17 protein-coding genes are annotated in these 14,584 nt (G+C 62.6%); 11 read left to right on the top strand and 6 right to left on the bottom strand.

What is annotated here, in order from left to right:
- The 3 genes from NKI19_RS23850 to NKI19_RS23840 all read right to left on the bottom strand — a co-directional run bounded on the left by NKI19_RS23850 (window position 1) and on the right by NKI19_RS23840 (window position 2,411).
- On the bottom strand, window positions 1–534 hold the full coding sequence (locus NKI19_RS23850) for a tripartite tricarboxylate transporter TctB family protein (RefSeq protein ID WP_352488650.1): 534 nt from the start codon (window positions 532–534) through the stop codon (window positions 1–3).
- Between the two features lie 152 nt (window positions 535–686).
- On the bottom strand, window positions 687–1,664 hold the full coding sequence (locus tag NKI19_RS23845; protein WP_352488649.1) for a Bug family tripartite tricarboxylate transporter substrate binding protein: 978 nt from the start codon (window positions 1,662–1,664) through the stop codon (window positions 687–689).
- A gap of 207 nt (window positions 1,665–1,871) precedes the next feature.
- Complete coding sequence (locus NKI19_RS23840; RefSeq protein ID WP_352565608.1) at window positions 1,872–2,411, bottom strand: GNAT family N-acetyltransferase; 540 nt, start codon at window positions 2,409–2,411, stop codon at window positions 1,872–1,874.
- A 227-nt stretch (window positions 2,412–2,638) separates the two neighbouring features.
- Here NKI19_RS23840 and NKI19_RS23835 point away from each other — a divergent pair, with 227 nt between their 5' ends.
- From NKI19_RS23835 to NKI19_RS23820, 4 genes are all read left to right on the top strand, one after another.
- Window positions 2,639–3,094, top strand: coding sequence for a DUF2214 family protein (locus NKI19_RS23835; protein WP_352488648.1), 456 nt, complete (start codon window positions 2,639–2,641; stop codon window positions 3,092–3,094).
- A 177-nt stretch (window positions 3,095–3,271) separates the two neighbouring features.
- Window positions 3,272–4,249 carry a tripartite tricarboxylate transporter substrate-binding protein gene (locus NKI19_RS23830; RefSeq protein WP_352488646.1) on the top strand — a complete coding sequence of 326 codons (978 nt, stop codon included), beginning with the start codon at window positions 3,272–3,274 and terminating at the stop codon, window positions 4,247–4,249.
- Between the two features lie 77 nt (window positions 4,250–4,326).
- Complete coding sequence (locus NKI19_RS23825) at window positions 4,327–4,794, top strand: tripartite tricarboxylate transporter TctB family protein (protein WP_292663247.1); 468 nt, start codon at window positions 4,327–4,329, stop codon at window positions 4,792–4,794.
- A 9-nt stretch (window positions 4,795–4,803) separates the two neighbouring features.
- Complete coding sequence (locus NKI19_RS23820) at window positions 4,804–6,315, top strand: tripartite tricarboxylate transporter permease (protein ID WP_352488645.1); 1,512 nt, start codon at window positions 4,804–4,806, stop codon at window positions 6,313–6,315.
- Window positions 6,316–6,349: 34 nt separating this feature from the next.
- Here the strand turns inward: NKI19_RS23820 and nth are convergent, their stop codons facing one another.
- Window positions 6,350–7,171, bottom strand: a complete 822-nt coding sequence (nth, locus tag NKI19_RS23815; protein WP_352488643.1) for an endonuclease III — start codon at window positions 7,169–7,171, stop codon at window positions 6,350–6,352.
- A gap of 22 nt (window positions 7,172–7,193) precedes the next feature.
- Between nth and NKI19_RS23810 the strand changes: the two genes are divergently transcribed.
- On the top strand, window positions 7,194–7,688 hold the full coding sequence (locus NKI19_RS23810) for a DUF2244 domain-containing protein (RefSeq protein WP_352488641.1): 495 nt from the start codon (window positions 7,194–7,196) through the stop codon (window positions 7,686–7,688).
- A 9-nt stretch (window positions 7,689–7,697) separates the two neighbouring features.
- Here NKI19_RS23810 and NKI19_RS23805 read toward each other — a convergent pair whose 3' ends face one another.
- A complete protein-coding gene (locus NKI19_RS23805) occupies window positions 7,698–8,513 on the bottom strand; it encodes a class I SAM-dependent methyltransferase (RefSeq protein WP_352488640.1) in 816 nt (271 codons plus the stop codon).
- A 114-nt stretch (window positions 8,514–8,627) separates the two neighbouring features.
- Between NKI19_RS23805 and NKI19_RS23800 the strand changes: the two genes are divergently transcribed.
- The 6 genes from NKI19_RS23800 (at window position 8,628) to NKI19_RS23775 (ending at window position 13,509) form a co-directional block, all read left to right on the top strand.
- Complete coding sequence (locus NKI19_RS23800) at window positions 8,628–9,518, top strand: methylated-DNA--[protein]-cysteine S-methyltransferase (RefSeq protein WP_031211349.1); 891 nt, start codon at window positions 8,628–8,630, stop codon at window positions 9,516–9,518.
- Window positions 9,519–9,627: 109 nt separating this feature from the next.
- Window positions 9,628–10,536 (top strand): ribokinase, encoded by a 909-nt coding sequence (locus NKI19_RS23795; protein WP_352488639.1) that lies wholly within the window; start codon window positions 9,628–9,630, stop codon window positions 10,534–10,536.
- Window positions 10,537–10,542: 6 nt separating this feature from the next.
- Complete coding sequence (locus NKI19_RS23790; RefSeq protein ID WP_352488638.1) at window positions 10,543–12,003, top strand: amidase; 1,461 nt, start codon at window positions 10,543–10,545, stop codon at window positions 12,001–12,003.
- Window positions 12,004–12,106: 103 nt separating this feature from the next.
- Window positions 12,107–12,721: a LysE family translocator gene (locus tag NKI19_RS23785; protein ID WP_023675274.1), complete on the top strand. Its 615-nt coding sequence runs from the start codon at window positions 12,107–12,109 to the stop codon at window positions 12,719–12,721.
- A 52-nt stretch (window positions 12,722–12,773) separates the two neighbouring features.
- Window positions 12,774–12,926, top strand: coding sequence for a hypothetical protein (locus NKI19_RS23780; RefSeq protein ID WP_352488637.1), 153 nt, complete (start codon window positions 12,774–12,776; stop codon window positions 12,924–12,926).
- 304 nt (window positions 12,927–13,230) lie between these two features.
- A complete protein-coding gene (locus tag NKI19_RS23775) occupies window positions 13,231–13,509 on the top strand; it encodes a hypothetical protein (RefSeq protein WP_352488636.1) in 279 nt (92 codons plus the stop codon).
- Window positions 13,510–13,518: 9 nt separating this feature from the next.
- Here NKI19_RS23775 and NKI19_RS23770 read toward each other — a convergent pair whose 3' ends face one another.
- Window positions 13,519–14,460: a nucleoside hydrolase gene (locus NKI19_RS23770; RefSeq protein WP_352469434.1), complete on the bottom strand. Its 942-nt coding sequence runs from the start codon at window positions 14,458–14,460 to the stop codon at window positions 13,519–13,521.
- Window positions 14,461–14,584: the final 124 nt, after the last annotated feature.

The following is a 14,584-nucleotide window of genomic DNA, read 5'->3' as shown; positions in this document are numbered from 1 at the left end:
TCAGCCCCTCAGCATGGCGACGACCGAATCGACGATCGCGTTCAGCTGGTTTTCGATGAAGCCGGCGCCGATATTGACGCCGAGCGCTCTGGCGAAGCCGAAATAGGCGGCCAGCGCCAGGATCAGCCCCAGCAGCACATCACGCAGCGGACGCCGGCTGCCGAAACCGTGGCAGATGAGAACGAACATGATGACAGATGCGGCGGTAAAGCCGAGCGGCTGGATCAGCGCCAGATTGGCGATCAGTCCGAGGGCGACGATGCCCATCGCCTTCCAGTCGGTCGGCGTCTCCTTTTCGTCGTCCGGCTGCCAGCCGCCCCGCAAGGCGGCAATGATGAGCAGCAGCGACAGGATCACCATCCCGGTCATGGTGATGTAGGGAAAGACGGTCGGACCGACCTTGGAATAGAGCGGTGACACCGGGATTGCCAGTGTCTGCCAGGCAACCGCACCCGCACAGGCGAGGAGCCCGACGCCGATCAGCAGTTCGGGCACTGCAAGGCGCGGCGGCGCCCGCTGGTCGCTGGTGCTCATCATCGTCCTCCCAATGTCGGTCCCTTGGGGCCGGTTCTCCTTGGACCGGTCTCACTCGGCCGATCTCGTAGTTTCACCTCCGGCGCCGCGTATGTCCATGCGGCTGGCGAAAGTCGGCAAGGGTTGGCGCAGGCCGCTCCTTGCCGAGAGCATCACGCCAGGCCGAGGTCCTTGAGGATCGTCCCGATGCGGGCCGTGTCTTCGGCGACGAATTTCGCATAATCGTCACCGGTAAGCAGGATCTGCGTCCAGTTGCGGTTCTTGCATTCGGTGGCCCAGGCGTCGCTCTTGGCCATGGTCTCGATCAGCTTGATCATTGCTGCCTTGTCAGCGTCTGAGACGCCGGGCGGTGCGAAGACGCCGCGCCAATTGAACAACTCGACATCGATGCCGGCTTCCTTCATCGTCGGCGCATCGATGCCCTCCTGGCGTTTGTCGGCGGAGATGGCCAGCAGCCGCAGCGCACCCGCCTTGATCTGTTCGGCGAACTCGCCATAGCCGGAGATGCCGGCCGCGACCTGGTTGCCGAGCAGCGCCGAAAGCGCCTCGCCGCCGCCGGCAAACGGCACATAGGAGAGATTGGTAGCCGGAACACCGACGGTCTTGGCGATGAGGCCGAACAAGATGTGGTCCGAGCCGCCGGCCGAACCGCCAGCGACCGGAACCTGCGTCGGGTCAGCTTTGAGGGCAGCGACAAAGTCCGCGGCCGTCTTGAACGGCGAGGCGGCCGGCACCACAAGCGCCTCGAACTCGCCGGTGAGGCGGGCGATCGGCGTGACTTCGGTAAGGTTGTTGGCCGCCTTGTTGGCGATGATGGCGCCAACCATGACCATGCCGGCCACCATCAGCGCATTGCCCTTGCCTTTCCACTGGTTGACGAACTGCGGCAGGCCGACAGTGCCGCCTGCACCGCCGACATTGGTGATCTGCGAGCCGGAGATCAGTTTTTCGCTGCGCAGCACCTGGTCCATGGCGCGCGCCGTCTGGTCCCAGCCGCCGCCCGGCGCCGCTGGCACGAAAATCTGCAGCTGCGGCGCGTCCTGCGCGAAGGCGGGGATAAAATGCGATGCCGCGAGTCCGGCAGCACCTGCTGCCGCGGTGCTCATCAAGAATCGGCGTCTGTTCAGCATGGGATTCCTCCAAATCGCGACACCTCCTCCGGTGCCTGCCAGAAACGTGGCCTGACTTAAGACCCGCTCGATAAAATTCATGCAGAGTTTGCGTCTTCCTGTCAAAGACAGAACACTCCGCATGCGGCACAATCGGCCTGTGCGATTTTCAGGCAGGCGAACTCGATGCCCGACGACGACGTGGCAGGCAGTGCCAAACAGCATCCGTCAGGGTTGGCGCTCCAGCAGGATGGTCGGCTTGCCTTGGTAGACGGTTCGCAGCACTTCGCCATAACCACATTTTGCCGCGACGTTCAGCGATCCGGTGTTTTCCGGATCGATGATGCAGACGGTCTTCGCGGCGCCGAACATCTCGTCGCCCCAGGCAAGCACCCGTGCGACGACTTCGCTGGCCAACCCCTGGCCATGCGCGCCCGAAACCAGAGCCCAGCCGGCCTCCGGAATGCCCTCGAGCGACGGCGTCATGTCGCGTTTCAGATCGTGAAAGCCGGCCTCGCCGATGAAGCGGCCGGTCGCCTTTTCCTCGATCGCCCAGAAGCCGTAGCCCAGAAGCGACCACAGGCCGGCGTGGCGTAGGAAGCGCATCCAGCTTTCCTCCCGCGTGCGCGGCTTGCCGCCGATAAACCGGGTGACAACGGGATCGGCCCACATGGCGACATAGGCGTCGAAATCGTCAAGCCGGTGCGGCCGCAGGACCGTGCGCGAGGTTTCAATCACTGGAGCGCCAATTGTCTGCGGACTGGCCATGGTCATGTCTCGGTTGTGTTGCCGGTGCCTAATGCAGGTCTTCCAAAAGTGGGGACAGCGACACGCACGAGACGGGAAATCCAAATCCGTTGCGAAAAACAAGAGCCAAGGCTGTGTAGATCATCTTCCAGGCTGATGTGAATCCTGCCAGGCAGTGTTAGTTTTTCTCCAGTATTGGTTCAGGCGCGTTGGGTTTCGGCGCTGCCGTCCGACAGAGGGGAAACAGCATGGACACCACCGACCTTGTGCTTGCCATCTTCCATCATCTGCTGGTGTTTTCGCTGGCGGGCATCATCGGCGCCGAATTCGTCCTGATCCGCAGCGACTTGTCCGTCGCGACGCTGAAGCGGCTCGTCGGCATCGACCGCCACTACGGCATCATTGCCATGCTGATCATCGTCATTGGCATCGGCCGCGTCGTCTATGGTCTGAAAGGCTGGGAATTCTACGTCTACAATTGGATGTTCTGGGCAAAGATGGCCGCTTTCGCCATTGTCGGCCTGTTGTCGATTATCCCGACCATCCGTTTCCTGTCCTGGAACAGGCAGGCGAGCGCCAGTCCCGGCTTCCAGGTGCCTGCGGCGGAGCTAGCGTCCGTTCGCACCTATGTCCGCACCGAGGCATCGATCTTCCTGTTGATCCCGGTGTTCGCGGCGGCGATGGCGCGCGGCTATGGCTACTAGTTTGGAGGAAGGGTATCGCACGGCCCAACCTTCCCACTCATTTGCGCGGACAAACGTGCAGTTTGCCGTTTGAGCCCGATTGTCATTTGTCGGGTTGCGCTAGTTATTGCTCCATCTACAGTCGGTTTTAGAGGAACCCGCGCAGCGGTTGGCAATCATATCCCGGGAGGAAACACGATGCGAAAATTCATCGCCGCGCTGGCTGTCGCTGCGGCCGCCATGATTTACCCGTCGGGCGCTGGCGCGCAGACCTACCCCGAACGCACCATCACCATTGTCGTGCCGTTTTCGGCCGGCGGCCCTACCGATACCGTCACGCGTCTTGTCGCGGAAGCTATGTCGAAAGACCTCGGCCAGCAGGTCATCGTCGAGAATGTCGGCGGCGCCGGCGGCACGCTCGGCGCTGGCCGCGTCGCAAATGCCGAGCCTGACGGCTACACGCTGCTCCTCCACCACATCGGCATGGCGACAAGTGCTACGCTTTACAGAAAGCTCGCCTACGACACGCTGAACGGCTTCGAATATGTCGGCCTCGTCACCGAGGTGCCCATGACTATCGTCGGCCGCAAGGATCTCGAGCCGACCGATCTGAAGGGGCTGGTCGACTATGCCAAGGCCAACAAGGACAGCATCACCGTTGCCAATGCCGGGATCGGTGCCGCCTCGCATCTGTGCGGCATGCTGTTCATGAGCGCCATCGGCACGCCGCTGGTCACTGTGCCCTACAAGGGCACCGGCCCGGCCATGACCGATCTTCTCGGCGGCCAGGTCGATATCATGTGCGACCAGACGACCAATACCACCAAGCAGATCAAGGGCGGCACGATCAAGGCCTATGCCGTAACGTCGCCGCAACGCCTGGACGTGCTGCCGGAATTGCCGACGACGATAGAAGCCGGCCTTCCCCAGGTGCAGGTCGGCATCTGGCACGGCATCTATGCACCCAAGGGCACGCCGGCCGAGATCACCGAACGCCTGTCGAAATCTCTGCAGGTGGCGCTGAAGGACCAGAACGTCGTCGCCCGATTTGCCGAACTCGGCACCAAGCCATCGCCCGAGGCCGATGCCACGCCGGCCGCGCTCAAGGCCAAGCTCGAAAGTGAGATCGCGCGCTGGAAGCCGATCATCGAAGCGGCCGGCCAGTACGCCGACTAAAGGTTTTGACGGGGCGCCGCCGGCGCCCGTTTTTACACCGGCATCGGCACGCCCTTGAGGCAGGCCGGGAGGACGCCATGAAACCTTTCGCGATCGACAGAACCAACGGCATATGCGCCGCGCTGTTGATCTTTATTGGCGCCTTTTTCGCGCTGCAGTCGCTGGGCCTCGAAATCGGCACCGCCTTTCGCATGGGGCCGGGCTATTTCCCGCTGGTGCTGGCGATCGTGCTGATCCTGCTTGGCGCTGCCATCCTCGTCCAAGCGGTGCGTTTCGAAAGCGAGCCGATCGGTTACATTGCGTGGCGAGGGATGCTGTTTATCCTGCCTGCTCCGATCTTCTTCGGCCTGACGGTGCGCGGCCTCGGCTTCATCCCGTCGATCTTCCTGACGGCGCTGATCGCATCGTTCGGCAGCGGCCGTATGAAGCCGCTGACTGCACTCGTGCTGTCAGCCGGCCTGACGCTGTTCGCATTCGTCGTCTTCAGCTACGCACTCGGCCTGCCGTTCCGGCGTTTCGGCCCATGGCTGCCACTATCGTTGTGAGGAGATGAAATGGAACTCCTCAACAACCTCGCACTCGGCTTTTCGACAGCCACATCTTTGGCAAACCTCGGTTTCTGCCTGATCGGCGTCCTTCTCGGCACGCTGATTGGCGTCCTGCCCGGCATCGGCGCCACCGCAACCATCGCCATGCTGTTGCCGGTCACCTTCCAGATCGGCGACCCGGTTTCCTCTCTCATCATGCTCGCCGGTATCTATTACGGCGCGCAGTATGGCGGCTCGACCACCGCCATTCTCATCAACATGCCCGGCGAATCCTCGTCGGCCGTCACCGCAATCGACGGCTATCAGATGGCCAGGAACGGCCGCGCCGGAGCAGCCCTGGCGACCGCGGCGATAGGCTCGTTCTTTGCCGGCACGGTGTCGACCTTCCTCGTCGCCATCTTTGCCCCGCCGCTGACGGCGATTGCGCTGAGATTCGGCGCGGCCGAGTATTTTTCGCTGATGATCGTCGGCCTGGTCTCGTCCGTCGCGCTCGCCCACGGCTCGATCGTCAAGGCACTGGCCATGGTCGTGCTCGGCCTGCTGCTGGGACTTGCCGGCACGGATATTTACACCGGTACGCCCCGCTTCACGCTCGGCATCCGGGAATATGCCGACGGGCTGAATTTCGTCGCAGTGGCGGTCGGCGTCTTCGGCGTCGCCGAGATACTGCGCAACCTCGAAAACGAGCATGAGCGTTCCGTGCTGATCCGAAAGATCTCAGGCCTTATGCCGACCCGCGAAGATTTTCGGCGCATGGCGGCTCCCATCGTGCGCGGAACGATCATCGGTTCGGCGCTCGGCATCCTGCCGGGAGGCGGCGCGATCCTTGCCGCCTTTGCCTCCTACACCGTCGAGAAACGTGTCTCGAACAATCCGGGGGAATTCGGCAAGGGCGCCATCGAAGGCGTCGCCGGGCCGGAATCGGCCAACAATGCCGGCGCTCAGACCTCCTTCATCCCGATGCTGACGCTCGGCATTCCGGCTAACCCGGTAATGGCGCTGATGATCGGCGCGATGATCATCCAGGGCATCGTGCCCGGCCCCAATGTCGCCATCGAACAGCCTGCGCTGTTTTGGGGTATCATCACCTCGATGTGGATCGGCAATCTGATGTTGATTGTCTTGAACCTGCCGCTGATCGGGCTCTGGGTGAAGCTGCTTACGATCCCGTATTACGTGCTCTTCCCGATCATCATGGCGTTCTGCTCGATCGGCGTTTACAGCGTCAACACCAACGTCTACGACCTCTATGCCGTCGCCTTCTTCGGCTTGCTTGGCTATCTCCTGACCAAGCTGCGCTGCGAACCCGCGCCGCTGCTACTCGGCTTCGTGCTCGGCCCGCTGCTCGAGGAAAACCTGCGCCGCGCCATGATCCTCTCGCGCGGCGATCCGAGCACCTTCGTAACGCGTCCGATCAGCGCCAGCCTGCTCCTCATCGCGCTTGCGGTGCTCGTCATCGTGTTTCTCCCCGCGGTCAGGAAGAAGCGCGAGGAAGTGTTTGTCGAAGAGAGCTCCTGAACGTGGACGGCGCCACATAGGAGAAACTTCAGAGTCACTTGGCTGGCACTGATTCAGTAGCCGCCTCTACTGGCCCGAGCGGCGCGATCTCGACCAGCGGTGCAGGCACGCTGGTCGTCTTTTCCTTGGCCTTGCAGATATCGGCGATGACGCAGGCCGGGCAATCCGGCTTGCGCGCCTTGCAGACATAGCGGCCGTGCAGAATCAGCCAATGATGCGCATGCCGCATATATTCATCCGGAATGATCTTCAGGAAACCTTGCTCGACCTGTTCCGGCGTCTTGCCCGGCGCCAGGCCGAGCCTGTTGCCGATGCGGAAGATGTGCGTGTCGACCGCCATCGTATGCTGGCCGAATGCCACGTTGAGCACGACGTTGGCGGTCTTGCGCCCGACACCCGGCAGCTCGACCAGCTGATCGCGATCCTCGGGTACCTCGCCGCCATGGTCGCGGATCAGCGCCTCGGACAGCGCGATGACGTTCTTGGCCTTGTTGCGCCACAGCCCGATCGTGCGGATATGGTCGCCGAGCCTGGCCTCGCCCAGCGCCAGCATCTTTTGCGGCGTGTCGGCAATTTTGAACAGCGCCCGCGTCGCCTTGTTGACGCCGGCATCCGTCGCCTGCGCCGAAAGCACCACCGCCACCAACAGCGTGAAGGCGTTGATATGTTCGAGCTCGCCTTTCGGCTCCGGCCGCTGAACGGAAAAGCGCCGGAAAATCTCATGCACCTCGGCCGCGCTGTAAAGCGCCCGGGATCTTGCGGGCCGCGGACGCGGCTTGGCGTTCGAGCCATCGCGGCGGCCGGGCAACAGTTCTTTTTTGAGCGCCGAAGAGCTTTTGGGCTTGGGGCTTGTCATTGCCTTCCTATAATATTCTGTAATGAGCGACACAAACGCCTCATTTCAGGCCGACGAGCCATTCTTCCAGGCGCTGCTGACACCGCACCGGTCGCTGGGCAAGACCGGCTTTGCCATACTGATGGGCGCGCTGCTGTTCCTGTGGCTGGTGACCGGAGCGTTTTTTCTGTCGCGCGGCGCCTGGCCGGTGTTCGGCTTCTTCGGCCTTGACGTGATCGCCGTCTACATCGCCTTCCGAGCCAATTATCGTGCCGCCCGGGCTCGCGAGGAGGTATCGGTGTCGCGCACCAGCCTCGACATCCGCAAGACTGCCCCGTCAGGCAAATCGGAAGCACACCGCTTCAATCCGTTCTGGGCGCGCTTTTCGATCGCCCGCCATGCCGAGATCGGCATCACCAGAATGGCGGTCGAGGCGCAAGGAAAAACCGTTTCGATCGGCGGCTTTCTCAACCCCGACGACCGCGAAAGTTTTGCCACCGCATTTTCGCGCGCTCTGGCGACCGCCAAGGCGCGCTGAGCCAGCGTTTCAGAACCGATAGCGCAACAGCCTGCCGATCTTGCGCAATGCCGGAACGTATTTCCAAAGGCGAACAAACAGTTTCGCGAACCAGCGCATGCGAGTGGCATGTTCCGGCTTATAGGCGGGGATGTCCTCGACGAACCGCAGCTTCGGAACGGCTCGCTCCAATTCATGCGGGTTCTCGATGCTCCAATGGACCTCGGCGCCGGTGGCGCGGAAGGAGGAATTGAGGCGAATGATCTTCAGGCCCAGGCGACTATAGGCATCGAAAACCAGTTCGCCGCTCGAGAGATGTCCCACCAAACGAGAAAACAGTTGCCGCCCCTCCTCGGCGCCCAGGTAGGGAGTCAGGCCTTCCGCCACGACTATGGCCGGGCGATGCCGAGGTACTTCGTTCAGCCATCCCGGTTCGGTGACCGACGAAGCGATCAGGTGGTAGTGATCCCGCACGGGATAGAGCTTGCGCCTGAGCTTGATGACTTCGGGATAGTCGACGTCGAACCAGTCCACGCCGGCTGGCGGGTCGATACGGAATATGCGCGTATCGAGCCCACACCCCAGATGCAGTACGATGGCGTCAGGATTTCGGGCGACAAAGTCCTGAACGCAGACGTCCAGCGTCTTTGCCCTGATTGCTAGACCGATGCCGAGATTGTTGTCGACCTTGAGCCGTGAGAAATCATAGTCGATGTTGCGCACCGCCTCGTCGGCAAAGTAGTCCCTGAGCAGCGAATTGGGCAGCCGGCTCTCCAGCGCCTTGCCGTAAAGTGTCAAAAGCAAAGTCTCCTTTGCCCCGGTCAGGTTTACTTTTTCACCAGCCACGACCGTCCTCCCCATTCAAGCCCAGCTCTATCTGGGTACATGCCGCGGGAAAGCAAGTTTCGGGTGGTGATCGGCGCCGCGAAGGACGATATTCGCACTCAAGGAGATACTGCCATGAACGCCCAAATGCCTCTCAAAACGACAGCAATCCTTCAGAAGGACATCACGCCTGAAGGTGGAGACTACGAAATCGTCCGTCGTGCCATCGAAAAGATCAGCCTCGACTATCGCGACCAGCCTTCGTTGGAAGTGCTGGCCGAGGAGGTCGGCGAGACGCCGACCGGGCTGCAGAAGCTGTTCACCCGCTGGGCCGGCCTGTCGCCCAAGGCTTTTCTGCAGGCCGTCACCCTCGATCATGCGCGCAAACTGCTCGATGCCGGCATGCCGCTGCTGGAAACTTCGTTCGAACTCGGCATGTCCGGCCCAGGCCGGCTGCACGATCTGTTCGTCACTCACGAAGCGATGTCGCCGGGCGACTACAAGACCCGCGGCGCCGGGCTCACCATCCGCTACGGCTATCATATCTCACCTTTCGGCATCGCGCTGATCATGGTGACGGACCGCGGCCTCGCCGGCCTCGCCTTCAACGACCCCGGCGGCGAGCGTGCGGCCTTTGCCGACATGTCCAGCCGCTGGCCGAATGCGACCTATGTCGAGGACATGGCGGCAACGGCGCCCTATGCCGCGCGCATCTTCGATCCGTCGCTGTGGCGCGCCGACCAGCCGCTGCGCGTTGTCATGATCGGCACAGACTTCCAGGTCCGTGTCTGGGAGGCCTTGCTGCGCATTCCGATGGGCCAGGCCTGCACCTATTCCTCGATCGCCGCGCGTATCGGCGCACCGAGCGCCAGCCGGGCTGTCGGTGCCGCGGTCGGTGCCAATCCGATGTCCTTCGTCGTGCCGTGCCACCGGGCTCTCGGCAAGTCCGGCGCGCTCACCGGCTATCATTGGGGTCTGACCCGCAAACGCGCGATCCTCGGCTGGGAGGCGGGACAGGTCTCTTGAAGCCAACGAATGGAACGACAGGAGCGAAGACCGCTAGGGTGACAAGCAGCGATCTTACGGAGTAGCTTCCCGCGCAATTAGAGTGATATGCGCTAGCGGGAGGCACTTCTTGATCGTCGTCATCGGCTCCATCAATCTCGACCTCATCGCCAGTGTCGACCGCTTGCCCGATCCCGGCGAGACCGTGCGCGGCTCCGGTTTCGCCACTGCCCCCGGCGGCAAAGGCGCCAACCAGGCGCTGGCCGCCGCCCGCGCCGGCGCCAAGGTGCGCATGGTCGGCGCCGTCGGCAAGGACAGCTTCGCCAGCGACGCTCTGGCGCTGCTGCGCGACGGCAAGATCGACCTGTCCGGCGTCGGCGAGACCTTTGCCTCGACCGGTACCGCGTTGATCATGGTCGGCGCCGACGGCGAGAACGTGATCGCTGTCGTGCCGGGCGCCAATGATTCGGTCGTGCCGGGTGACCTTTCCAAAGCTTTCCTGAAAAACGGCGATGTCGTGCTGTTGCAGTTGGAAGTCCCGCTGCAAACGGTCGAGACGGCGCTTGACGCGGCAAGGACGGCCGGCGCGGTCACCGTGCTCAACACCGCCCCTTTCCATAGCGACGCGGCCGGCTTCCTCGGCAAGGCCGACTATCTCGTCGCCAACGAAACCGAGTTCGACCTCTATGGCGAGGCGCTGTCGTTGAGCGGCCGCGACCGCCCGGCACGGATGCGCGACTATGCCGCGAGAACCGGCCGCACCATCGTCGTCACGCTTGGCCCGGACGGCGTTCTGGCGGCAACACCGGACGATCTCCTGATGGTTCCGGCGCTGAAGATCACCCCGCTCGACACGGTCGGCGCCGGCGACACGTTCTGCGGCTATTTCGCCGCCGGGCTGGCAGCCGGCCTGTCGCTCGACCAGGCATTAGCACGCGCTGCCGCAGCCGGCTCGCTGGCCTGCCTGAAAGCCGGTGCACAGCCGGCCATCCCGCTGGCCAGGGACGTCGATGCCGCCCTGCAGAAATCTGCAGGCTAAAGCGGGATGACAGCCGCGCGCCCGACCACGAAGCATTCGGCGCCGCCCGCCGGCGACATCTGCCGCCTGTCTGCCGTGGAGCTTGCCGAGAAGATCAGGCGCCGGCAACTTTCGGTGCGCGAAGTGATCGCGGCATTCCTCGACAGGATCGAGGCGGTGAACCCGCTGGTCAACGCTATCGTTTCATTGCGTGAGCATGCCGACATCCTGCGCGAGGCCGACAGCGCTGACGCCCATCTGGCGCGAGGAGGAGATACCGGATCGCTGTTCGGCCTGCCGATCGCGATTAAGGATCTTGCGCTGACAAAAGGCCTGAGAACCACCTTCGGCTCGCCGATCTTCGTCGATTTCGTGCCTGAGGAAGACGATTTCTTCGTCGAGCGCGTCCGCAAGGCCGGCGCGATCATCATCGGCAAGACCAACGTTCCCGAATTCGGGCTCGGCTCCAACACCTACAACACCGTGTTCGGACAGACGCTCAACGCATTCGACCCGGCGCTGACCGCCGGCGGCTCGAGCGGCGGTGCGGCGGTCGCGCTGGCGCTCGACATGGTTCCCGTTGCCGATGGCAGCGATTTTGGCGGCTCGCTGCGCAATCCCGCTGCCTACAACAATGTCTATGGCTTCCGCCCGTCGCAGGGATTGGTGCCGGCTGGCCCTGACCTTGATGTGTTTCATGCGCAGATGGGCGTCGAAGGGCCTATGGGGCGTAACGTGCGCGACATGGCGCTGCTGCTCGACGTGCAGGCCGGCTATCATCCTCGCGCGCCGCTGTCGCATGATAAGCCAGGCTCGTTTCTCGAAGGGGTGGAAACGCCGGCGGCCGGCGGGCGTATCGCCTGGCTCGGCGATCTCGACGGTCATCTGCCGGTTGAAGCAGGCATTCTACAGCTTTGCGAGGCAGCACTCGGCCGGTTCGCGGGTGTATCCTTCGAGGCCGAGCCACTGATGCCGGAATTCGACTTCGAAGCGCTGTGGCAAGCCTTTGTAACGCTTCGCCAGGCGAGCAGTGGTTGTGCGCTCAAGGCGCATTACGATGATCCCTTGAAACGCAGTCTGCTGAAGCCGGAGGCTGTTTGGGAGGTGGAACAAGCGATGCGCCTCACCGCGCCGCAGATCCATGCCGCCACGGTGAGGCGCTCGTCCTGGCACGGAATGCTGCTATCGCTCTTCGAGCGTTTCGACCTGATTGCGCTGCCAGCCGCACAGGTCTTTCCCTTCGATGTCCTCACCCACTGGCCAAGGGAAGTGGCTGGGCGTGCCATGGACAGCTATCACCGCTGGATGCAGGTCTCAGCGCTCGCCACGCTGGGCGGCTGCCCGGCGGTCAACGTACCGGCGGGCTTCGACGCCAGGGGCAGGCCAATGGGCATGCAATTGATCGGGCGACCGCGCGGTGACCTCTCCGTGCTGAGGGCGGCTGCCGCCTATGAGGCAAGGCTGCCATGGCAGGCAGGTGCCTGCTGAAATCAGCTCCGCATTGTCGGCGCCTCGCCGACTTGCTCGCAACTCATCGCCATGCATTGATCGCGACAGCGCGCCGCACGAGCGGCATTCTGCGGAGGGAAAAATGTCGCTGGAACTCTACGCCACCTACGTCGTCGCCTGCATCGTCATCATCCTGGTGCCGGGGCCGACGGTGACGCTGATCATCGCCAACAGCATTCGCCACGGCTCGCGCGCCGGGCTCGCCAATGTCGCCGGCACCCAGGCCGGGCTAGCCATCATGATCGCCATTGTCGGCATCGGGCTGACATCGCTGATCGCCGGCATGGGCCACTGGTTCGAATGGGTCCGGCTGATCGGCGCCGCTTACCTGATCTGGATGGGCGTGCAAATGTTCCGCTCGAAAGGCAAGCTTAACGCCGACGGATCGGCAAAAAAGCCGCGTGGCGGCTTCTTCCTGCAGGGGCTGCTGGTGGCGATCAGCAATCCGAAGACGCTGGTGTTCTTCGGCGCCTTCTTTCCGCAGTTCATCGCGCCTGAAGGCAATTACGCATTACAGATCGGCGTCATGGGTCTCACCGCCATGATCTTCGCCGCAGTGTCGGATTCGACCTACGCGCTGGCCGCCGGCCGCGCCGGACGCCTGCTGTCGGCCGGCCGCGTCAAGCTGCTGTCGCGAATCAGCGGCAGCTTCCTCGTCGGAGGCGGCCTATGGCTGGCGTTTTCCAAGGCGAAGTAACTGCCGCGAGCCCGGCGACGCCAACAGCAACATCCTGGAATAGGAAGGCCGATTGAAAGTCGGCCTTCAGGCCACCACATGGATCAACAGTTGGGGATTCATGTCTATGCCGTGGACTTACGCGGATTTGAAAAGGAACGCGTTTGGCGTGATCCTGATCGGTGCTTTGTTCGCTTTGATGGTTCCGTCGGCTCTGGGCAAATGACGCGAGCCCGATCCGGTCGGTCGACCCGGTCGATGCAACGATCAAAAGTGGACAGGGTAAAGGCAGAATATCCAATATCTACTGGTCCTTGAGAACGGTTCGATGGTCCTGGTTTACGACGACCTCCCGCATCTGATCGGCTCGCGCGTCGGCATCGAGCGCGTAACGCGCGACAATGGCTTCGTCTTTTACCGGTTTGCAAGTTGAACCATGGCAAGAACGCGGCTGGCCTTCACCTTGCTGATACTGCGGGAGAACCTCCGGGGCGTCATTATCACCAGCGTTGTGGTGGGCGTCTGCATTTTTGGCAATCGGCGCACTGATTGCAAGGCGGAGCAGCCCCATCGTCGATGTGGAGCGCGTGCCAGGCACTGTGGTCAACGTCCTCAACGCTTCCCCAAATCCCGAAAGTGCGGTCGGTGACGGGTTCCGCTATCTTTACGGAATCCGCCTCGAAGAAAATAACCTGTTGGTGTTCGTATATGGCGACCCGAGCGCGCCGCGCGCCATCGGCTCGCAAGTTTTGATCGAGCGACAGCGTCGCGTGAACGACACCGAAACGTATCGTCTGCTTCGGAAATGAACGACGGCGCTAAAGCCGCCCCAGCCTTTCCAGCAACAGCGCGAAAAACGCATCGTGGTCGATGTCACGCATCACCATGGCGTTCTTCGGCCGCTTGGTCACTCCCCACCAGTCGATCACCGTCATGCCCATAGTGAGCTCCGAGGCGGTTTCCACGCTGACATTGCAGTTGCGACCCTTGAACAGCTTCGGCTTCAACAGATAGGCGATGACGCAAGGATCGTGCAGCGGGCCGCCATCGGTGCCGTATTTTTCCTCGTCGAAACGTTCGAAGAATTCCAGCATGTCGGCGGTGGCCGTGCCGACCCTGGTGCCGAGCTTGCGGAAGGCCTTCGTGCGCTTGGCGGTGGTCAGCGCCTTGTGGGTGACATCGAGCGGCATCATCACGATCGGAATGCCGGACTTGAACACGACATCGGCGGCATGCGGGTCGACATAGATGTTGAACTCGGCGGTCGGCGTGACGTTGCCGCCCTCGAAGAAGCCGCCGCCCATCAGCACGATCTCCTTGATGCGCGGCGCGATTTTCGGCTCGCGGATCAGCGCCAGCGCAACATTGGTGAGCGGCCCGAGCGCGCACAGCGTGATCGTGCCGCTCTCCTCGTTCATCAGCGTCTCGACGATGAAATCGACCGCATACTCGTCCTGCAGCTTCATCTTTGGTTCGGGCAGTTGCGGTCCGTTGAGGCCGGTCTTGCCATGCACTTCTTCGGCGGTGACCAATTCGCGCGCCAGCGGCCGGATGGCGCCTGCATAGACCTTGACGTCCGGCCGGCCGGCCAGCTCACAGATCTTGCGGGCGTTTTTTTCGGTAAGTTTCAGCGGCACGTTGCCGGCCACCGCGGTGATGCCGACGATCTCCAGCTCGGCGCTGCCGAGCGCCAGCAATATGGCGACGGCATCGTCCTGGCCGGGGTCAGTGTCGATGATGATCCTGCGGGATTGGGGCATTTCAATTCCTTGTTTTGGCAAGTCTTTTTGGGCGGGACGAGTGACGGCTTGAAGTCTGCCGGGCGACGGACCATATCAAGACCATCGGGAAAAATGCCATCCGGGTTTTTCCACTTTATGTCGC

Source organism: Mesorhizobium sp. M0751 (assembly GCF_040320265.1).
GTDB lineage: Bacteria > Pseudomonadota > Alphaproteobacteria > Rhizobiales > Rhizobiaceae > Mesorhizobium.
Note: the sequence above shows the minus strand (reverse complement) of the source record. Positions and strands in the feature narration are given on the sequence as shown.

Excerpts from the sequence above, each read along its gene's own strand:
- NKI19_RS23850 (WP_352488650.1), bottom strand. The coding sequence starts at position 534 with ATGAGCACCAGCGACCAGCGGGCGCCGCCGCGCCTTGCAGTGCCCGAA.
- NKI19_RS23845 (WP_352488649.1), bottom strand. The coding sequence starts at position 1,664 with ATGCTGAACAGACGCCGATTCTTGATGAGCACCGCGGCAGCAGGTGCT.
- NKI19_RS23840 (WP_352565608.1), bottom strand. The coding sequence starts at position 2,411 with ATGGCCAGTCCGCAGACAATTGGCGCTCCAGTGATTGAAACCTCGCGC.
- NKI19_RS23835 (WP_352488648.1), top strand. The coding sequence starts at position 2,639 with ATGGACACCACCGACCTTGTGCTTGCCATCTTCCATCATCTGCTGGTG.
- NKI19_RS23830 (WP_352488646.1), top strand. The coding sequence starts at position 3,272 with ATGCGAAAATTCATCGCCGCGCTGGCTGTCGCTGCGGCCGCCATGATT.
- NKI19_RS23825 (WP_292663247.1), top strand. The coding sequence starts at position 4,327 with ATGAAACCTTTCGCGATCGACAGAACCAACGGCATATGCGCCGCGCTG.
- NKI19_RS23820 (WP_352488645.1), top strand. The coding sequence starts at position 4,804 with ATGGAACTCCTCAACAACCTCGCACTCGGCTTTTCGACAGCCACATCT.
- nth (WP_352488643.1), bottom strand. The coding sequence starts at position 7,171 with ATGACAAGCCCCAAGCCCAAAAGCTCTTCGGCGCTCAAAAAAGAACTG.
- NKI19_RS23810 (WP_352488641.1), top strand. The coding sequence starts at position 7,194 with ATGAGCGACACAAACGCCTCATTTCAGGCCGACGAGCCATTCTTCCAG.
- NKI19_RS23800 (WP_031211349.1), top strand. The coding sequence starts at position 8,628 with ATGAACGCCCAAATGCCTCTCAAAACGACAGCAATCCTTCAGAAGGAC.
- NKI19_RS23790 (WP_352488638.1), top strand. The coding sequence starts at position 10,543 with ATGACAGCCGCGCGCCCGACCACGAAGCATTCGGCGCCGCCCGCCGGC.
- NKI19_RS23785 (WP_023675274.1), top strand. The coding sequence starts at position 12,107 with ATGTCGCTGGAACTCTACGCCACCTACGTCGTCGCCTGCATCGTCATC.
- NKI19_RS23770 (WP_352469434.1), bottom strand. The coding sequence starts at position 14,460 with ATGCCCCAATCCCGCAGGATCATCATCGACACTGACCCCGGCCAGGAC.